The organism is Streptomyces sp. NBC_01477 (assembly GCF_036227245.1).
GTDB lineage: Bacteria > Actinomycetota > Actinomycetes > Streptomycetales > Streptomycetaceae > Actinacidiphila.
Genome location: NZ_CP109445.1, coordinates 7,382,604 through 7,398,918, shown reverse-complemented (window position 1 = coordinate 7,398,918; position 16,315 = coordinate 7,382,604). Strand labels below are relative to the sequence as shown.

15 protein-coding genes are annotated in these 16,315 nt (G+C 73.0%); 1 reads left to right on the top strand and 14 read right to left on the bottom strand.

Features of this window, described 5'->3' with window-relative positions; translation table 11 throughout:
- Positions 1-76: 76 nt before the first annotated feature.
- The 14 genes from nusB to OHA86_RS31495 all read right to left on the bottom strand — a co-directional run bounded on the left by nusB (position 77) and on the right by OHA86_RS31495 (position 13,731).
- Positions 77-502, bottom strand: coding sequence for a transcription antitermination factor NusB (gene nusB, locus OHA86_RS31560; protein ID WP_329180763.1), 426 nt, complete (start codon positions 500-502; stop codon positions 77-79).
- Between the two features lie 2 nt (positions 503-504).
- Complete coding sequence (gene efp / locus OHA86_RS31555; protein ID WP_329180761.1) at positions 505-1,071, bottom strand: elongation factor P; 567 nt, start codon at positions 1,069-1,071, stop codon at positions 505-507.
- A 54-nt stretch (positions 1,072-1,125) separates the two neighbouring features.
- Positions 1,126-2,232 (bottom strand): aminopeptidase P family protein, encoded by a 1,107-nt coding sequence (locus tag OHA86_RS31550; RefSeq protein WP_329180759.1) that lies wholly within the window; start codon positions 2,230-2,232, stop codon positions 1,126-1,128.
- A gap of 90 nt (positions 2,233-2,322) precedes the next feature.
- Positions 2,323-3,015, bottom strand: a complete 693-nt coding sequence (locus OHA86_RS31545) for an AAA family ATPase (RefSeq protein ID WP_329180756.1) — start codon at positions 3,013-3,015, stop codon at positions 2,323-2,325.
- 522 nt (positions 3,016-3,537) lie between these two features.
- A complete protein-coding gene (gene aroQ, locus OHA86_RS31540; RefSeq protein WP_329180753.1) occupies positions 3,538-3,978 on the bottom strand; it encodes a type II 3-dehydroquinate dehydratase in 441 nt (146 codons plus the stop codon).
- Positions 3,975-5,084 (bottom strand): 3-dehydroquinate synthase, encoded by a 1,110-nt coding sequence (gene aroB / locus OHA86_RS31535; protein ID WP_329180751.1) that lies wholly within the window; start codon positions 5,082-5,084, stop codon positions 3,975-3,977. Before aroB ends, aroQ begins: the two co-directional genes overlap by 4 nt.
- Positions 5,081-5,620, bottom strand: a complete 540-nt coding sequence (locus OHA86_RS31530; protein WP_329180750.1) for a shikimate kinase — start codon at positions 5,618-5,620, stop codon at positions 5,081-5,083. Before OHA86_RS31530 ends, aroB begins: the two co-directional genes overlap by 4 nt.
- Positions 5,617-6,801, bottom strand: coding sequence for a chorismate synthase (aroC, locus tag OHA86_RS31525; RefSeq protein WP_329180749.1), 1,185 nt, complete (start codon positions 6,799-6,801; stop codon positions 5,617-5,619). Before aroC ends, OHA86_RS31530 begins: the two co-directional genes overlap by 4 nt.
- 138 nt (positions 6,802-6,939) lie before the next feature.
- Complete coding sequence (locus tag OHA86_RS31520; protein ID WP_329180747.1) at positions 6,940-7,788, bottom strand: shikimate dehydrogenase; 849 nt, start codon at positions 7,786-7,788, stop codon at positions 6,940-6,942.
- Between the two features lie 30 nt (positions 7,789-7,818).
- Positions 7,819-9,690, bottom strand: a complete 1,872-nt coding sequence (gene mltG, locus OHA86_RS31515) for an endolytic transglycosylase MltG (RefSeq protein WP_329180744.1) — start codon at positions 9,688-9,690, stop codon at positions 7,819-7,821.
- Between the two features lie 101 nt (positions 9,691-9,791).
- Positions 9,792-10,310, bottom strand: a complete 519-nt coding sequence (ruvX, locus tag OHA86_RS31510) for a Holliday junction resolvase RuvX (protein WP_329180742.1) — start codon at positions 10,308-10,310, stop codon at positions 9,792-9,794.
- On the bottom strand, positions 10,307-12,976 hold the full coding sequence (gene alaS / locus OHA86_RS31505; RefSeq protein ID WP_329180740.1) for an alanine--tRNA ligase: 2,670 nt from the start codon (positions 12,974-12,976) through the stop codon (positions 10,307-10,309). The genes ruvX and alaS overlap by 4 nt, the downstream gene beginning before the upstream one ends.
- Positions 12,976-13,305, bottom strand: coding sequence for a DUF6167 family protein (locus tag OHA86_RS31500; RefSeq protein ID WP_329180738.1), 330 nt, complete (start codon positions 13,303-13,305; stop codon positions 12,976-12,978). Before OHA86_RS31500 ends, alaS begins: the two co-directional genes overlap by 1 nt.
- 6 nt (positions 13,306-13,311) lie before the next feature.
- Positions 13,312-13,731, bottom strand: a complete 420-nt coding sequence (locus OHA86_RS31495; RefSeq protein WP_329180736.1) for a DUF948 domain-containing protein — start codon at positions 13,729-13,731, stop codon at positions 13,312-13,314.
- 416 nt (positions 13,732-14,147) lie between these two features.
- Between OHA86_RS31495 and OHA86_RS31490 the strand changes: the two genes are divergently transcribed.
- Entirely contained in the window at positions 14,148-16,310 is a 2,163-nt protein-coding gene (locus OHA86_RS31490; protein ID WP_329180734.1) for an ATP-binding protein, read from the top strand.
- Positions 16,311-16,315: the final 5 nt, after the last annotated feature.

Here is a 16,315-nt window from a genome sequence, read left to right as displayed (position 1 = left end):
CACACCAGGCCCGAAGCAGAATATTGTTCAACTTCTGCTGTCGGGCCTGGTCGCAGGCGGTACGGCCGGCCGGCCCCTAGCGCGGCAGGGTCGGCTTCAGCTCCATCAGCCGGCCGAGCAGTCCGTTGACGAAGGACGGGGATTCGTCGGTGGAGAATTCCTTGGCCAGTTCCACCGCCTCGTCCAGCACCACCGGATCCGGGACGCCGTCCTCCCAGATCAGCTCGTACGCGCCGAGCCGCAGCACGTTGCGGTCCACGACCGGCATCCGGTCAAGCGTCCAGCCCACCGCGTGCGTGGAGAGCAGGTCGTCGATCGGCCCGGCGTGTGCCGTGTACCCCTCGACCAGCTGCATCGTGTACTCGGTGACCGGCGGCTGCCGGTCGTCGGTCCGGGCGAGCCGGATCCAGTCCGCCATGACGGTGACCGGGTCTGCACCCCGCTGGTCCGCCTCGAAGAGGATCTGGAAGGCACGCTTGCGGGCCTTGTTCCGGGCAGCCACGGTTAGCTGTTCACCCGGCCGAGGTAGTCGCCGGTGCGGGTGTCGACCTTCACCTTTTCACCTGTGGTGATGAACAGCGGGACGCCGATCTCGTAGCCGGTCTCCAGCCGCGCCGGCTTGGAGCCGCCGGTGGAGCGGTCGCCCTGCACACCGGGCTCGGTGTACTCGATGACCAGCTCGACGGAGGCGGGCAGCTCGATGTACAGCGGCGCGCCCTCGTACATCGCGACGACGGCCTCGAAGCCTTCGAGCAGGTAGTTGGCGGCGTCGCCGACGACCTCGGGGGTGACCGTGATCTGGTCGAAGGTCTCGGTGTCCATGAAGACGAAGTCGGTGCCGTCCTTGTAGGAGAACTGCATGCCGCGCTTGTCGACGTTGGCGGTCTCGACCTTCACACCCGCGTTGAAGGTCTTGTCGACGACCTTCCCGGAGAGCACGTGCTTCAGCTTGGTGCGCACGAAGGCGGGGCCCTTGCCGGGCTTGACGTGCTGGAACTCGACTACGGTCCAGAGCTGGCCGCTGTCGAGCTTGAGCACGAGGCCGTTCTTGAGGTCGTTCGTGGTGGCCACGGTTGCGGAATCTCCTGAAAGTGCTGCTTCGGGGACCGCGGAGACCCGCGCCCGTCACAGGGCGAGGAGTTCCTTGGTCGTGATGGTGAGTAGCTCGGGTCCGCCGTCCGCCAGGGGGCGTACGACGAGTGTGTCGTCGATGCGGACACCGCCGCGGCCCGGAAGGTGGACCCCCGGTTCGACGGTGACCGGCACGCAAGCGTCCAGTTTACCCATGGCCGCAGGGGACAACTGAGGGTCCTCGTCGATTTCCAGGCCGACACCGTGGCCCGACCACTGCGCCACCCCGTCCGCGTGCCCCGCCGCGACCAGCGGCTGGCGGGTCGCCCGGTCGACGTCCCGGCAGGCCACACCGGGTGCCAGCGCCTCACGGCCGGCCCGCTGGGCGTTGAAGACCAGGTCGTACAGGTCGATCTGCCAGCCGGCCGGAGCCGTACCGATCACGAAGGTACGGCCCACCTCGCAGCGGTAGCCGCGGTAGCACGCGCCGAGGCGGACGGTCAGGAAGTCGCCCTCCTCGACGCGGCGGTCGGTCGGCACATGGCGGGCGGTGCCGGAGTGCGGACCGGTGCCCACGGAGGTCGGGAAGGCCGCGCTGTCGGCGCCGTGGTCGACGAGCCGCCGTTCCAGTTCGAGTGCCAGGTGCCGCTCGGTGCGGCCGACCAGGATCGACTCCAGCAGCTCGCCGAGCGCCTGGTCGGCGATCTCCGCGGCGATCCGCAGGGCGGCGATCTCGTGCTCGTCCTTGACCAGGCGCAACTGCTCGACGGCGCCGCCGAGGTCGGAGAGCGCGAGGGCGTCCGCCACCGAGCCTATGGCGCGGTGCCGCGCCACGGTGAGGTGGTGCTCCTCGACGGCGAGGGACTCCGCGTGCTGCTCCCACGCGAGGGTGGCCGCGGCCACCGCGGCGTCGCCGTCGGGCGACGGAAGTACGGTCGAGCGCAGGTCGTCCGGCCGGCCGCCGCCCTCGTCGTCCGGGGGCGGTCGCAGGTGCACGAGGATGTCCTCGGGTCCCGGGCCGACCAGCAGCGCGGAGCCGGGCGGCGCGCAGCCGGCCAGATACCGTACGTTCGCCGGTCGCGTCACCAGCGCGGCACCGAGCCCTTCCGCCGCACACCGCTCACGCAGCCGGTCCCTGCGGGTCGCATGCACCTCCGCCATGCCGCGAGCTTATGGCGCCCACCTGTGGCCCGCCCCTTTTCGCCCGCCGAAGGGGTCGTTCCCCGGCCACCGGCGCGGCGGGCCGCCCGGTCACCAGACCGGGGGCCCCTGGAGGCTGCGGGCGACCACCCGGTCGAGGGCCGCCGCGGCGGCGGCGACGTCCAGCTGGGAGTTGTCGATGATGGGCAGCCCCGAGCCGTACCAGCCGGCCATCCGGCCGTGGATACGGGCGACCTCCTCGTCGGACAGCCGCCGGTTGCCGCTGCGCTCGGCGTTGCGGGTCAGGACGATGTCCAGGCCGGGCAGCAGGACCACCGGGAGCAGTCCGGGGCCGACGTGGCGCTTCCAGCCGCCGAGGCCGACCGCGGGGCGGTCGGGGAAGACGGCGTCGTCGATGATGCAGGACACTCCGTTGGCCAGGAAGTTGCGGGCGGCGAAGCCGCAGGTGCGGCGGGCCAGCCGGTACTGCGCCTCGGAGTGCTCGTTCCACCCGGCCTGCGGGTCGGCGAAGCCCGCGCGTACCCATTCGCGTACGTCGTCGAGGCTGATGTGCGCGGTCGCGGCGCCGCGGCTGTCCGCCCAGTGCCGGGCGATGGTCGTCTTGCCCGCGCCCGCCGCGCCGATCAGCAGGACGGCGACCGGGCCGGGGGCGCCGCCGCCGGCGCCGTCCGGCGCCGGCAGATGGACCGGCGCCGCGGCGGGCAGCGGAAAGTGCCCGGTGCCGCTCACGACGGGCGGCGTCGGCCCCCCGCCGGGCTGCGGCGCCCCCACAGCGTGCTGCATGTCGGCGGACTCCATCTCGTGCGGGGTGCGCTGCCGCGCGGGTTGAGGGAACGGTACCGTTCCCGTGCGTTCTTTGGTGAACGCCCGGGAATCTCCCGGGTGCCCTTTCGCTCACCGTCGTGCGGTGAGTACGCCCACCGACCGGGGCGCGGGTGCCACCGGACCGGCGGGGGTGTTGCTGTCGCAGCCGGACCACCGGGCGGTGGGTGGTCGCTCGCGCCGTTCCCCGCGCCCCTGTGGGGCACCCCCGTGCCGATGGGGTGCCGCGGAACCCCCGCGGCCGGGGAAGGGGCACGTTCCCGCCGTGCGGACAGCGCGCCCCCGCTGGGGGCTGGGCGCGCCGTTCCCCGCGCGCCTGTAGGGCGGCCCCCCGTGCCGATGGGGTGCCGCGGAACCCCCGCGGCCGGGGAAGGGGCAGGTCCTCGGTGTGCGGACAGCGCGGCAGCGTCGTGGCTGGGCGCGCGGTTCCTCGCGCCGCCTGGGGGCACCGGGCAGTTCGCGGCGGCAGAGAGGGGTGCTGCCTCAGGCAGTCGGGGGGTCTGCCAGGGATTGGAGGGCCAGGCGGTAGGAGGCGAGGCCGAAGCCGGCGATCGTGCCGGAGGCGACCGCCGCGATGACCGAGGTGTGGCGGAAGGCCTCCCTGGCGTAGGGATTCGAGATGTGGACCTCGATCAGCGGCGCCGTGCGCTGCGCCGCCGCGTCCCGCAGACCGTAGGAGTAGTGGGTGAAGGCACCCGGGTTGAGGACGACGGGAATGCGGCCGTCGGCCGCTTCGTGGAGCCAGCCGATCAGCTCGCCCTCGTCGTTGGTCTCGCGGACCTCGACGTCGAAGCCGAGGTCCGCGCCGACCTTGCGGCACTCCTCGACGAGCCCCGCGTAGGACGTGGAGCCGTAGACGTCGGGCTCGCGCGAGCCGAGCCGGCCGAGGTTGGGACCGTTGAGTACCAGCACCGGGCGGGTCACGCGGATACCTCCCCGTAGGCGGCGAGCAGGACGGCCGGGTCGGGGCCCTCCAGGACGGTGGGCTTGCCGAGGCCGTCGAGCACGATGAAGCGCAGCAGGTCGCCGCGGGACTTCTTGTCGACCTTCATGGTCTCCAGGAGCCGGGGCCACTGGTCGCCGCGGTAGGTGAGCGGCAGGCCGACCGCGCCGAGGACGGCGCGGTGCCGGTCGGCGGTGGCGTCGTCGAGACGGCCCGCGAGCCGGCCCAGCTCCGCGGCGAAGACCATGCCGACGGAGACGGCGGCACCGTGCCGCCAGTTGTAGCGCTCGTTCTTCTCGATGGCGTGCGCCAGCGTGTGGCCGTAGTTGAGGATCTCGCGCAGCCCGGATTCCCTGAGGTCGGTGGAGACGACCTCGGCCTTGACGCGGACGGCGCGTTCGACGAGTTCGGCGGTGTGCGCGTACTGCGGGCTGCGGGCGGCCTGCGGGTCGGCCTCGATCAGGTCGAGGATCGCCGGGTCGGCGATGAAGCCGGCCTTGATGATCTCGGCGAGCCCGCTGACGTAGTCGTTGGTGGCGAGCGTGTCGAGTGCGGCGAGGTCGCAGAGCACTCCGGCGGGCGGGTGGAAGGCGCCGACCAGGTTCTTGCCCTCGGCGGTGTTGATGCCGGTCTTGCCGCCGACGGCCGCGTCGACCATGCCGAGCACGGTGGTGGGTACCGCGATCCAGCGCACTCCGCGCAACCAGGTCGCGGCGACGAAGCCGGCCAGGTCGGTGGTGGCGCCGCCGCCGACGCCGACGATGACGTCGGTGCGGGTGAACCCGGTCTGCCCGAGCGCCTTCCAGCAGTAGGCGGCGACCTCGGCGGTCTTGGCCTCTTCCGCGTTGGGCAGCTGGATGGCGATGGCCTCGTAGCCCTGCTCCGCGAGGTCCTCGCGTACCGCCTCGCCGGTGCCGGCCAGCGCCTCGGGGTGCAGGACGGCGACGCGCTTGGCCTTCGGGCCGATCAACCCGGGCAGTTCGCCGAGCAGTTGGTGGCCGATCAGTACGTCGTAGGCGGCCGTGCCCGCGCTGCCGGCGACGGTGATGCGGACGGGGGGCGCGGTCAGGGGACGGTTCTCGCTCATGCGTCCTTCAACTGGAGTGCGTCGAGGACGGCTTCGGCCACGTCCTCGGGGGTGCTGTCGTCGGTGCCGACGACGGCCCTGGCGGCCTCGGTGTAGAGCGGGCGGCGCGTGTCCATCAGTTCGCGCCAGCTCTGCCGCGGGTTGACCGCGAGCAGCGGGCGGGGCGCGTCGAGGCCGACCCGGTGGACGGCGGCGTGCAGGCCGACGTCCAGGAAGATCACCGGCAGTCCGGCGAGCAGCGTCCTGGTGGCCTCGTCCATGATCGCGCCGCCGCCGAGCGACAGCACTCCGCTGTGGCCGGCCAGCGCGTCGCGCACGGCGGCGCGTTCCAGCTCGCGGAAGTGGGGTTCGCCCTGGTCGATGAAGATGTCCGGGATGGGCTTGCCCGCGGTGGCCTCGATGTCGGCATCGGTGTCGCGGTAGCCGACGCCGAGCCGGTCGGCGAGGATCCGGCCGACGGTGCTCTTGCCCGCCCCGGGTGGCCCGACGAGGACGACCGCGGGGGGACCTGCCGGTGTGTCCGCCGGCGCGGTCACCGGACGACCAGGTTGTCGAGGTAGCCGCGGACGCTGCGCCGGGTCTGCGCGACGGAGTCGCCGCCGAACTTCTCGGCGACCGCGTCGGCGAGCACCAGGGCGACCATGGCCTCGGCGACGATTCCGGCGGCGGGCACCGCGCAGACGTCGGAGCGCTGGTGGTGGGCCTGCGAGGGCTCACCGGTGATGACGTCGATGGTGGCCAGCGCGCGCGGGACGGTGGCGATGGGCTTCATCGCGGCGCGGACCCTGAGCAGTTCGCCGGTGCTCATGCCGCCCTCGGTGCCGCCGGAGCGCCCCGTGGCGCGGCGGACGCCGTCGGGTCCCGGCAGGATCTCGTCGTGCGCCTGGGAGCCGGGGACCCGGGCGAGGCCGAAGCCGTCGCCGACCTCGACGCCCTTGATCGCCTGGATGCCCATCAGGGCGCCGGCGAGCCGGGAGTCGAGCCTGCGGTCCCAGTGGACGTGCGAGCCGAGGCCGACCGGCACCCCGTAGGCGAGCACCTCGACGACGCCGCCGAGGGTGTCGCCGTCCTTGTGGGCCTGGTCGATCTCGGCGACCATCGCCTCGCTGGCGGCGGCGTCGAGGCAGCGCACCGGGTCGGCGTCGAGCCTGGCCTCGTCGCCGGGCACCGGCACGACGCCGTAGGGGGCCTTGGCACCGGCCAGTTCCACCACGTGGGAGACGATCTCGATGCCCGCGGTCTCCTTGAGGTAGGAGCGGGCGACGGCGCCGAGCGCGACCCTGGCCGCGGTCTCGCGGGCGCTGGCGCGCTCCAGCACCGGGCGGGCCTCGTCGAGGTCGTACTTCTGCATGCCGGCCAGGTCGGCGTGGCCGGGCCGGGGCCGGGTCAGCGGCGCGTTGCGGGCGAGTCCCGCGAGGATCCCGGGGTCGACAGGGTCGGCGGCCATGACCTGTTCCCACTTGGGCCACTCGGTGTTGCCGACCATCACGGCCACCGGGCTGCCCATGGTCAGGCCGTGGCGTACACCGCCGATGAAGGTCACCTCGTCGCGCTCGAACTTCATCCGCGCGCCACGTCCGTAGCCGAGCCGGCGCCGGGCGAGCGCGTCGGCCACCAGCTCGGTGGTGACGGGCACCCCGGAGGGCAGGCCCTCCAGTGTCGCGACGAGTGCGGGGCCGTGCGATTCCCCCGCGGTCAGCCAGCGCAATCTGCTCAACGGTGCTCCCTCGACAACGGCCTGCCGTTTTTCCCGCCCCGATTCTCCCACGTTTCACCGTGCCGCCAGGACCCGCGTCCAGGGTGCGGGACGCGGCGGGAGACACGACAGGGGAGGCGGTGCGGCGCCGGGCCGGGGTCAGTGCGCGCCGAGTGCCGCCTCGCCCGCCGCGCGCATCGCGTCCAGCGGTACGCCGCCGTGCCCGGTGTGCTGTTCGACCTGGAGCACGGCCTGGTGGACCAGCAGGTCGAGGCCGCCGAGCACCGGCCCGCCGCGCGCGGACCAGGCGGCGGCCAGCGCGGTGGGCCACGGGTGGTAGAGCACGTCGAAGAGCGCGCCGGGCCGCTTCGGTACGGCGCCGGCGAGGTGGTCGGCGGCGCCCGCCGGGGTGGTGGCGACGACCAGCGGTTCGGCCAGCGCCCGCTCCGCGTCGGCCCAGTCGGCGGTGCGTACGGTCACGCCGAGGCGCGTCCCCCACTGCCGCATCTCGGCGGCGCGCGCCGGGCCGCGTACGTACGCCGTCACCTCGCCGGTGCAGATCCGGGCGAGCGCGGCCAGCGCCGAGGAGGCGGTGGCGCCCGCACCCAGGACGGCGGCGGACGGCACCGAGGTGATGCCGCGTTCGCGCAGCGCGGCGAGCAGGCCGGGAATGTCGGTGTTGTCGCCGCCGAGCCGGCCGTCCTTGCCCAGGACGACGGTGTTGACGGCCTCCACGGAGGCCGCGGTGTCGCTGATGGTGTCGAGCAGCGGGATCACGGCCCGCTTGAGCGGCATGGTCAGTGACAGGCCCGCCCACTCGGCCGGGTCGAGGCCCGCGACGAAGCCGGGCAGCGCGGCCTCGTCGACCTCGAAGCGGTCGTAGTGCCAGCCGTCCAGGCCCATCGCGGCGTACGCGGCCCGGTGCAGGACCGGGGACAGCGAATGCGCGATGGGCGAGCCGAGCACGGCGGCGCGGCGGGTGCCCGGGGTCGGTGCTGTGGTGTCCACTGACGTCTTTCCTGCCTGCCGCCGCGGGGCCTACTGGGTCTTGATCTTGTTGAACTCGTCCAGGGTCTCGGTGAACTGGGTGGTCTTGCCGTCCAGCGAGATGAAGAAATACCACGGCCCGGAGTCGGGATCCATCGCGGCCTTGAGGGCGTTGATGCCGGGGTTGCCGATCGGTCCGGGGGTCAGGCCCTTGTTCCGGTAGGTGTTGTAGGGGTCCTTGAGCGAGTAGACGTCCTTGATGGCGATCTTCGTGTCGCTGGAGTTCTTGATGTAGTTGTACGTGGAGTCGAACTGCAGCAGCTGGTTGGTGCCCTGCTTGTTGCTGGGCAGCAGCCGGTCGTAGATGACCTTGGCCATCTTGCGGAAGTCGTCGTCGGTCTTGCCCTCGGCCTGCACCAGGCTGGCGACGGTGAGCAGTTGGTAGGGGCTGCTCAGTCCCTGCTTCCTGGCCTCGGCCGCGAGGTCGTACTGCGCGTACTGCTGCTTGGCCATGCCGACCATCTGCTTGAGCAGGTCCTCGGGCTTCATGCCCTTGGCCACGCTGTAGCGGGACGGGAAGAGGAAGCCCTCCAGCGGGTCCTTGACGTTCGCGCTGGTGTCGGCCCAGTCGGGCAGGCCGAGGTTCTTCGCCTGGGCGTGGGCGATGCCCTCTGTGGTGCCGGGCTTGATGTCGAGCCGTTTGTCGATGGCGGCGTAGATCTGCTTGTCGCGCATGCCCTCGGCGATGATCATGGCGTTCTGCGACGTCGGGTCGAGCATCATGGTCACGGCCGCGGCGGCCGACATGTTCTTGTTGAGCGCGTAGACACCGGCCTGGATGGACTGGCCCTTGGGGTTGTTGCGGGCCGCGGCGGTGAAGGCGTCGACGCTCTTGACCACTCCGGCGTTCTTGAGCAGATTGCCCATGGTGGTCAGGGTCGAGCCCTTGGGGACCTCGACCAGCACGCTGCCGCTGCCGTTGCCCGAGTAGTCGGGGGCCGGGCCGAAGTGGTCCTGGTAGACGCCGTAGCCGAAGTAGACACCGCCGGCCAGGCCGCCGCCGAGCACCAGCAGCACCACCATGCAGGCGCAGCCGCTGCGGCGCTTCTTGCCGCCCTTGGGCTGGTTCCGGCCGGCACGCCGGCCGCCGCTCTCGCCGGCCGGGGCCGGTGTGTCCTCGTCATCGTCGTCGCGGCCGGCGAAGAAGGCGTGCTCGCGCGGGTCGTCCTCGCCGTCCGGGTCCCACTCGCCGGTGTTGGCCGGGGCGGTGCGCAGCGGCCGGGCGCCGGGCTCCTGCGGGTGCCCGCCCGGGTCCGGCTGCTGGGGCCGCGCCTGGCCGGGCGCCGACTGGCCCTGCTGCTGGCCGGGCTGGCCCGGCTGGCCGCCCTGCGGCTGCTGGAGGCCGGGGACCGGCTGCTGGGGCTGCTGGCCGTACTGCTGCGGCTGCTGGGGTTGCTGCGGGTAGCCGCCCTGGCCGTAGTAGCCGGGCTGCTGCTGGCCGCCGTAGGGGTCCTGGGGCTGCTGGCCGCCGTACGGGTCGTGGTTGCCGTAGCCGCCGGCCGGATGCGACCCGGTGTCGTAGGTCCCGTGCGAGCCGGTGTCGTAGCCGTCGTAGCCGCCCTGCTGCGGGTATTGCTGCTGGGGCTGCTGCTGCGGGTACTGGCCGGTGTCCTGCTGCATCGGGTACGGCTGCTGCTGATACTGCTGCGGCTGCTGGTGGGGGTACTGGCCGGTGTTGTGCTGCGGGTACTGCTGCTGATGCTGACCTGTGGCGTACGGGTCCTGCTGCCACTCGCCCCCCTGGTCCTGCTGCGGAGGCTGCTGCGGCTGCTGGTAGCCCTGGCCCCCGTCGTACGCATCGCCGAACAGCGGGTCGTCCGGGTGCCACGGTTCGGAGCCGGAGCCCCGGCCATAGTCAGTCATCGGTCCCCTTGGTACGCGGTCGGCAGCGGGACTGCCGACCTTGCGAAACGGGCGGCGCCAGAAGGCGCCGCCGTGTCGCGCGGAACGTTACCGTATCGCGATCAGATAAAGGATTGGACGCTCTCCCCCGGAGCTTTGCCTGACACTCGTTCGGTCTCCAGCGCGCTCTGCAGAATGATGACGGCCGCCGCCTGATCGACTACGGAGCGTCCCTTCTTCGCCTTCACGCCCGACGCCCGCAGCCCCTGAGTGGCCGTCACGGTGGTCATCCGCTCGTCCACCAGCCGCACCGGCACCGGAGTGATGATTTTCGCCACACTCAGCGCGAAGGCCCGCACCTTGGCGGCGGCCGGACCTTCGCCGCCGTTGAGCGAGCGCGGCAGTCCGACGACGACCTCGATCGGCTCGTACTCGGTGACGATCTCCGCGAGCCTGCGCAGGGCCGCGGGGACGTCCCGGCCCGGCACCGTCTCGACAGGCGTCGCGAGGATGCCGTCGGGGTCGCAGGAGGCGACCCCGATCCTGGCGTCCCCGACGTCGACGCCGAGCCGCCGGCCGCGCCGTATCGCGGGCCTCGCGGGCTCGGCGTCCCCGCCGGCGAAGGCTTCCGGCACCGTCACGCCTTCTCTGCGACGAGCCGCTGCACGGCCTCGACGGCGTCCTGGACGGCGGCCGGGTTCTGCCCGCCGCCCTGGGCGACGTCGTCCTTGCCGCCACCGCCGCCGCCGAGCGCCTTGGCGGCGGTACGAACCAGCTCACCGGCCTTGATGCCGCGCTCGCGGGCGCCCTCGTTGGTGGCGACCACGGTCAGCGGGCGGCCGTTGGCCACCGTGAACAGCGCGACGACGGCCGGACGGCCGCCGGTGATGCGCTGCCGTACGTCGAGCACCAGCCGGCGCAGGTCGTCGGCGCCGGTGCCCTCCGGCACCGAGCCGGTGACCAGGGCGAGGCCCTTGACGTCCTGGGCGGTGGCGGCCAGGCCCGCGGCGGCCTGGAGCACCTTCTCGGCGCGGAAGCGCTCGATCTCCTTCTCGGCGTCCTTGAGCTTGGCGAGCATGCCGGAGATCTTGTCGGGCAGTTCCTCGGGGCGGCCCTTGACCAGCTCGGTCAGCTGGGCCACGACGGTGTGCTCGCGGGCCAGGAAGTTGTAGGCGTCCACACCGACCAGGGCCTCGACCCGGCGCACGCCGGAGCCGATCGAGGACTCGCCGAGCAGCTTGACCAGGCCGAGCTGGGCGGTGTTGTGCACATGGGTGCCGCCGCACAGCTCCTTGGAGAAGTCGCCGATGGTGACCACCCGGACGTGCTCGCCGTACTTCTCGCCGAACTCGGCGATGGCGCCCTGCCGTTTGGCCTCGGCGATCGGCAGCACCTCGGCGGTGACGTCGAGTTCGCGGGCCAGCACCTCGTTGATCTTCTGCTCGACGTCGGTCAGCACGGTGCCGGGGACGGCGGCCGGCGAGCCGAAGTCGAAGCGGAAGCGGCCGGGCGAGTTCTCCGAGCCGGCCTGGGCGGCGGTCGGGCCCAGGGCGTCGCGCAGCGCCTGGTGGGTGAGGTGGGTGGCGCTGTGGGCGCGGGCGATGGCGCGGCGGCGGACCAGGTCGATCTGGGCGAGGGCGGTGGCGCCCAGGGTGATCTCGCCGACCTGGACGACGCCCTTGTGCACGCTGACGCCGGGCACCGGCTGCTGGACGTCGCGGACCTCGACGACGGCGCCGCCCTCGACGCGGATGCGGCCGGTGTCGGCGAGCTGGCCGCCGCCCTCGGCGTAGAACGGGGTGCGGTCCAGGACGACCTCGACCTCGTCGCCCTCGGTGGCGGCCGGCGCGGGCAGGCCGTCGACGAGCAGGCCGACGACGGTGGCCTCGTTGTGGTTCTCGGTGTAGCCGGTGAACTGGGTGCTGCCCGAGCGGTCGGCGACCTCGCGGTAGGCCGACAGGTCGGCGTGCCCGGTCTTCTTGGCGCGGGCGTCGGCCTTGGCCCGGTCGCGCTGTTCCTTCATCAGCCGCCGGAAGCCGTCCTCGTCCACGGAAAGGCCCTGCTCCGAGGCCATTTCCAGGGTGAGGTCGATCGGGAAGCCCCAGGTGTCGTGCAGCAGGAAGGCCTGGTCGCCGGACAGCACCCGGCCGCCGGCGGCCTTGGTCTCGGTGACGGCGGTGTCGAGGATGTTGGTGCCGGACCTGAGCGTCTTGAGGAAGGCGGCCTCCTCGGCGAGGGCGACGGTCTCGATCCGCTTGCGGTCGGTGAGCAGTTCCGGGTACTGCTCGCCCATCGACTTGAGCACCACGTCGATCAGGTCGGCGGCCACCGGGTCGTGGGCGCCGAGCAGCCGCATGTTGCGGATGGCGCGGCGCATGATGCGGCGCAGCACATAGCCGCGGCCCTCGTTGCCGGGGGTGACACCGTCGCCGATCAGCATCATCGAGGTGCGCATGTGGTCGGCGACCACCCGCAGTGCCACATCGGTGTCATGCGACTGCCCGTAGCGGACGCCGGTCAGCTCGGTGGCCTTGTCGATCACGACCTGCAAGGTGTCGGTCTCGTACATGTTCTGCACGCCTTGCAGGATCATCGCGAGGCGTTCGAGGCCGAGGCCGGTGTCGATGTTCTTGGCGGGCAGGTCGCCGAGGATCGGGAAGTCCTCCTTGCCCTCGCCGGCGCCGCGCTCGTACTGCATGAAGACCAGGTTCCAGATCTCCACGTAGCGCTCGTCGTTGACGGCGGGGCCGCCCTCGGCGCCGAATTCGGGGCCGCGGTCGTAGTTGATCTCGGAGCAGGGGCCGCAGGGGCCGGGGACGCCCATGGACCAGTAGTTGGGGCCCATGCCGAGCCGCTGGATGCGCTCGGCGGGCACGCCGATCACGTCGCGCCAGATCCGCTCGGCCTCGTCGTCCTGCTCGTAGACGGTGATCCAGAGCTTCTCCGGCTCCAGGCCGTAACCGCCCTGGTCCTGGGGCGTGGTGAGCAGCTCCCAGGCGTAGCTGATGGCGCCTTCCTTGAAGTAGTCGCCGAAGGAGAAGTTGCCGCACATCTGGAAGAACGTGCCGTGTCTGGTGGTCTTGCCGACCTCTTCGATGTCCGGGGTGCGGACGCACTTCTGGACGCTGGTGGCGCGGGCGAAGGGCGGCTTGACCTCGCCGAGGAAATACGGCTTGAAGGGGACCATGCCCGCCGGGACCAGCAGCAGCGTGGGGTCGTCGGCGATGAGGGACGCCGACGGCACAACGGTGTGTCCGCGCTCCTCGAAGAAGCGCAGCCAGCGGCGGCGGATTTCTGCCGACTCCATCAGTGATCGTCCTTCCGGTCGTACCTGTTGTACGCGATGCCCCGGCGCGGCGCCGGGAGGTCGGTGTCCAGTTCGAGCGGGGCGCGGCGGCGGGCGTCGTCCCCGCCGGTCAGCCCCAGGGCGTCGTGCAGCTCCACTTCGCGCTGCGCCATGCCCGCCTTGACGTCGTGGGCGAACGTACGCAGCCGCGCGCCGGTCTCCAGCGCGCGGTCGGCCGCGACCGCCGCCAGGCTGTCCGGGCTGAGCCGGCGCAGCGCGCGGTTGACCTTGGTGGTGGCCCACACTCCGGTGGCGGCACCGGTCAGGAACCAGAACAGACGGCGGAACATGGGGCCTCAGTCCTTCGAGCGGTTGCGGCGGCGGCCGCGCCGGGTGCCGGGCAGCACCGTGCCGGCGCCGCCGGCCTGCAGGCCGACCGCGCGCCGCACCCCGTAGCCGAAGGCCGCGACCTTCACCAGGGGGCCGCCGAAGGTGCTGGCGACGGTCGAGGACAGCGCGGAGGCGTTGGCGGTCACCTCGGCCACGTCCGCGGTGATCGTGTCGACCCGGTCCAGCTGGGTGTGCGCGGAGCGCAGCGCGTCGGTGGCCTCGCCGAGCAGCGGTACGGCCTGCTCGGTGATGCCGGCGACCAGTTCCGTGGTGCGCCGCAGGGTGCTGGACAGCCGCGCGAGCGCGACGGCCAGGAACGACACGAGGATCGCCCAGAACACCGCCACGACGAGGCCGGCCACGCCGGCCACTTCTCCACCGGACACCTTGCCGCGCTCCCTCTCGTCACCAGGCCGATTGACTCCCGAGCCTATCGCGCCGCGGGCTTTCCCCCGTACCGCATTCCCCCGGGGCGCCGCGCGCCCCGCCGTCCTGGTCCGTCCCGCGCCTTCCCCTCTACGCGGGGGGCAACCCACCAGGGGCGCGGGGAACTGCGCGCCCGGCCACGACGCACGGGAAGTCCGAACGCCACAGAAGCGGCACCCGCCCAGGGGCGCGGGGAACCGCGCGAGCAACCCCCCGCCGGGGGAAGGTCCGGGCACGGCCGGTGGGGGCGAGCGCGGTCGGCCCGGCGGGGGCGGGACGGCACGCCCCGGCGGGGGCGGGACGGCACGGCCCGGCGGAGGCGAGCGCGGCCGGCCCGCTGTACGTAGTGCGAGCGTTCAAGTACGCTCCGTGCACCATGGAGACTGCGGGCAACCTCCCGTCCGAGCTGACCCGGTTTGTCGGCAGGGCGCCGGAACTCGACCGGTTGACGCGGATGGTGGCCGACGCACGGCTGACCACGGTCACCGGGCCGGGCGGGGTCGGCAAGACCCGGCTCGCGCTGCGTGCCGCCCGGCAGTTGCAGGACCGTTTCCGCGACGGCGTCTGGCTCGTGGAGCTGACCGGCCTGCCCGGCGCGGAACTGGTGGACCACACGGCCGCGGAGGCGCTGCGGCTGCCCGACCACACCGTCAGGGCGCCGCGCGACGCGCTGGCCGAGCATCTGGCCGACCGCGAACTGCTCCTGGTGCTCGACGGCTTCGACCGGCTGGCCGAGCCGTGCGCGGGCTTGGTCGCCGAACTGCTGCGCCGGGCGCCGGGGCTGCGGGTGCTGGCGGCGGGCCGGCGGGCGCTGGGCATCACCGGTGAGCGGCTGCTGCCGCTCGACCCGCTGCCCGCCGATTCCGAGGCGGTGCAGCTGTTCAGCGAGCGGGCCGCCGCTGTGCTGCCCGGCTTCGCCGTGACGGCGGCCAATTCCGCGGCGGTGACCGAGCTGTGCGCCCGGCTCGACGGACTGCCGCTGGCCCTCGAACTGGCCGCGGTACGGCTGCGCGCGCTCTCGGTGGAGCAGGTGCTCGAACGCCTCGACGACCGTTTCCGGCTGCTGACCGGCGGTGACCCGAGCGCGCCGGCGCGGCACCGGGCGCTGCGTACCGCGATCGGCTGGAGCCATGAGCTGTGCAGCCCGGCCGAACGGCTGCTGTGGGCGCGGCTGTCGGTGTTCGCCGGGCGTTTCGACCTGGAGGCGGTCGAGTACGTGTGCGCGGGCGGCGGCATCGCCGGGGACGAGGTCGTGGAGGCGCTCGCCGCCCTGGTCGCCCAGTCGGTGCTGAGCCGGCAGGAGGACGGCGCGGGCGGCGACGGCGGTCCGGCCCGCTACCGGATGCTGGACAGCGTCCGCGAGTACGGCGCCGGGTGGCTGGCCGCGCTGGGCGACGAGGCGCGGGTCAGGCGCAGGCACCGCGACTGGTATCTGGGGCTCGCCACCTGGTGCGAGCTGGACTGGTTCAGCCCGCGGCAGGCGGAGGTCGCCGCGCGGGTGGCGGCGGACCTGCCGAATCTGCGGCTGGCGCTGGAGTTCAGCCTGGACGGGCTGCCGGGCGAGCCGCCGGAGGAGCCGGCGGTCGGCCAGTACCTGGCGGCCACCTTGTGGTTCTGCTGGGTGGGCTGCGGGCGGCTCGCGGAGGGCAGGTACTGGCTGGGCCGGGCGCTCGACCTGCCGGCTGAGCCGTCGGAGGCCCGCGCGAAGGTGATGTGGGTGTACGGCTACGTGGCGGTGCTCCAGGGCGATTCGGCGGCGGCGCTCGCGGTGCTCCAGGACTGCCGGGACGAGGCGCGCGCGACGGGCAACGCGGTGGCGGAGGCGTACGCGCTGCACCGGCTCGGCTGCCTGGCGCTGGTCTCCGACGACATGCCGCGGGCCGAGCGGTTCATCGACGACGCGCTGGCGCGCTACCGCGGGATCGGCGAGCTGAACAGCAATGTGCTGATGGCGCAGGTCGAGTTGGCGATGTCGGTGGCCTTCCAGGGCGACGTGGAGCAGGCGGTGCGGCTGGCCGAGGAGGTCACGGACATCTGCCGGGACCACGGTGAGCGCTGGACGCTGGCGTACGCGCTGTACGTACGGGGCTACGCGGCCTGGCTGGCCGGTGAGCCGGAGCGGGCCAGGCGGCTGACCGAGGAGTCGCTCGCCATCGACCACGCCTTCGACGACCTGGTGGGGGCGGTGCTGGCGCTCGAACTGCTGGCGCTGATCACCGAGGACGAGGGCGCGCCGTACGAGGCGGCGGTCCTCCAGGGCGCGGCGGGGCGGCTGTGGGAGTCGGTGGGGCTGCGGCTGTTCGGCTCGCGGTATTTCAACGCACCGCACACGGTGTGCGAGCAGCGGGTGCGTGCCGCGCTCGGCGAGGCGGCCTACGCGGCGGCGCTGGGCGAGGGCGGCCGGCTGGGCCTGGACGCGGCGGCGCGGCGGGCGCTGGACCGGCCGTGCGGCCCGGTGCGCGGGGAGCAGCGCGGCGGCTTGCGGGCGCCGGCGCCGCGTACGCACAAGCCCGCCGCCTCTCCTGAGGCGGCGGGCTGAGGTGC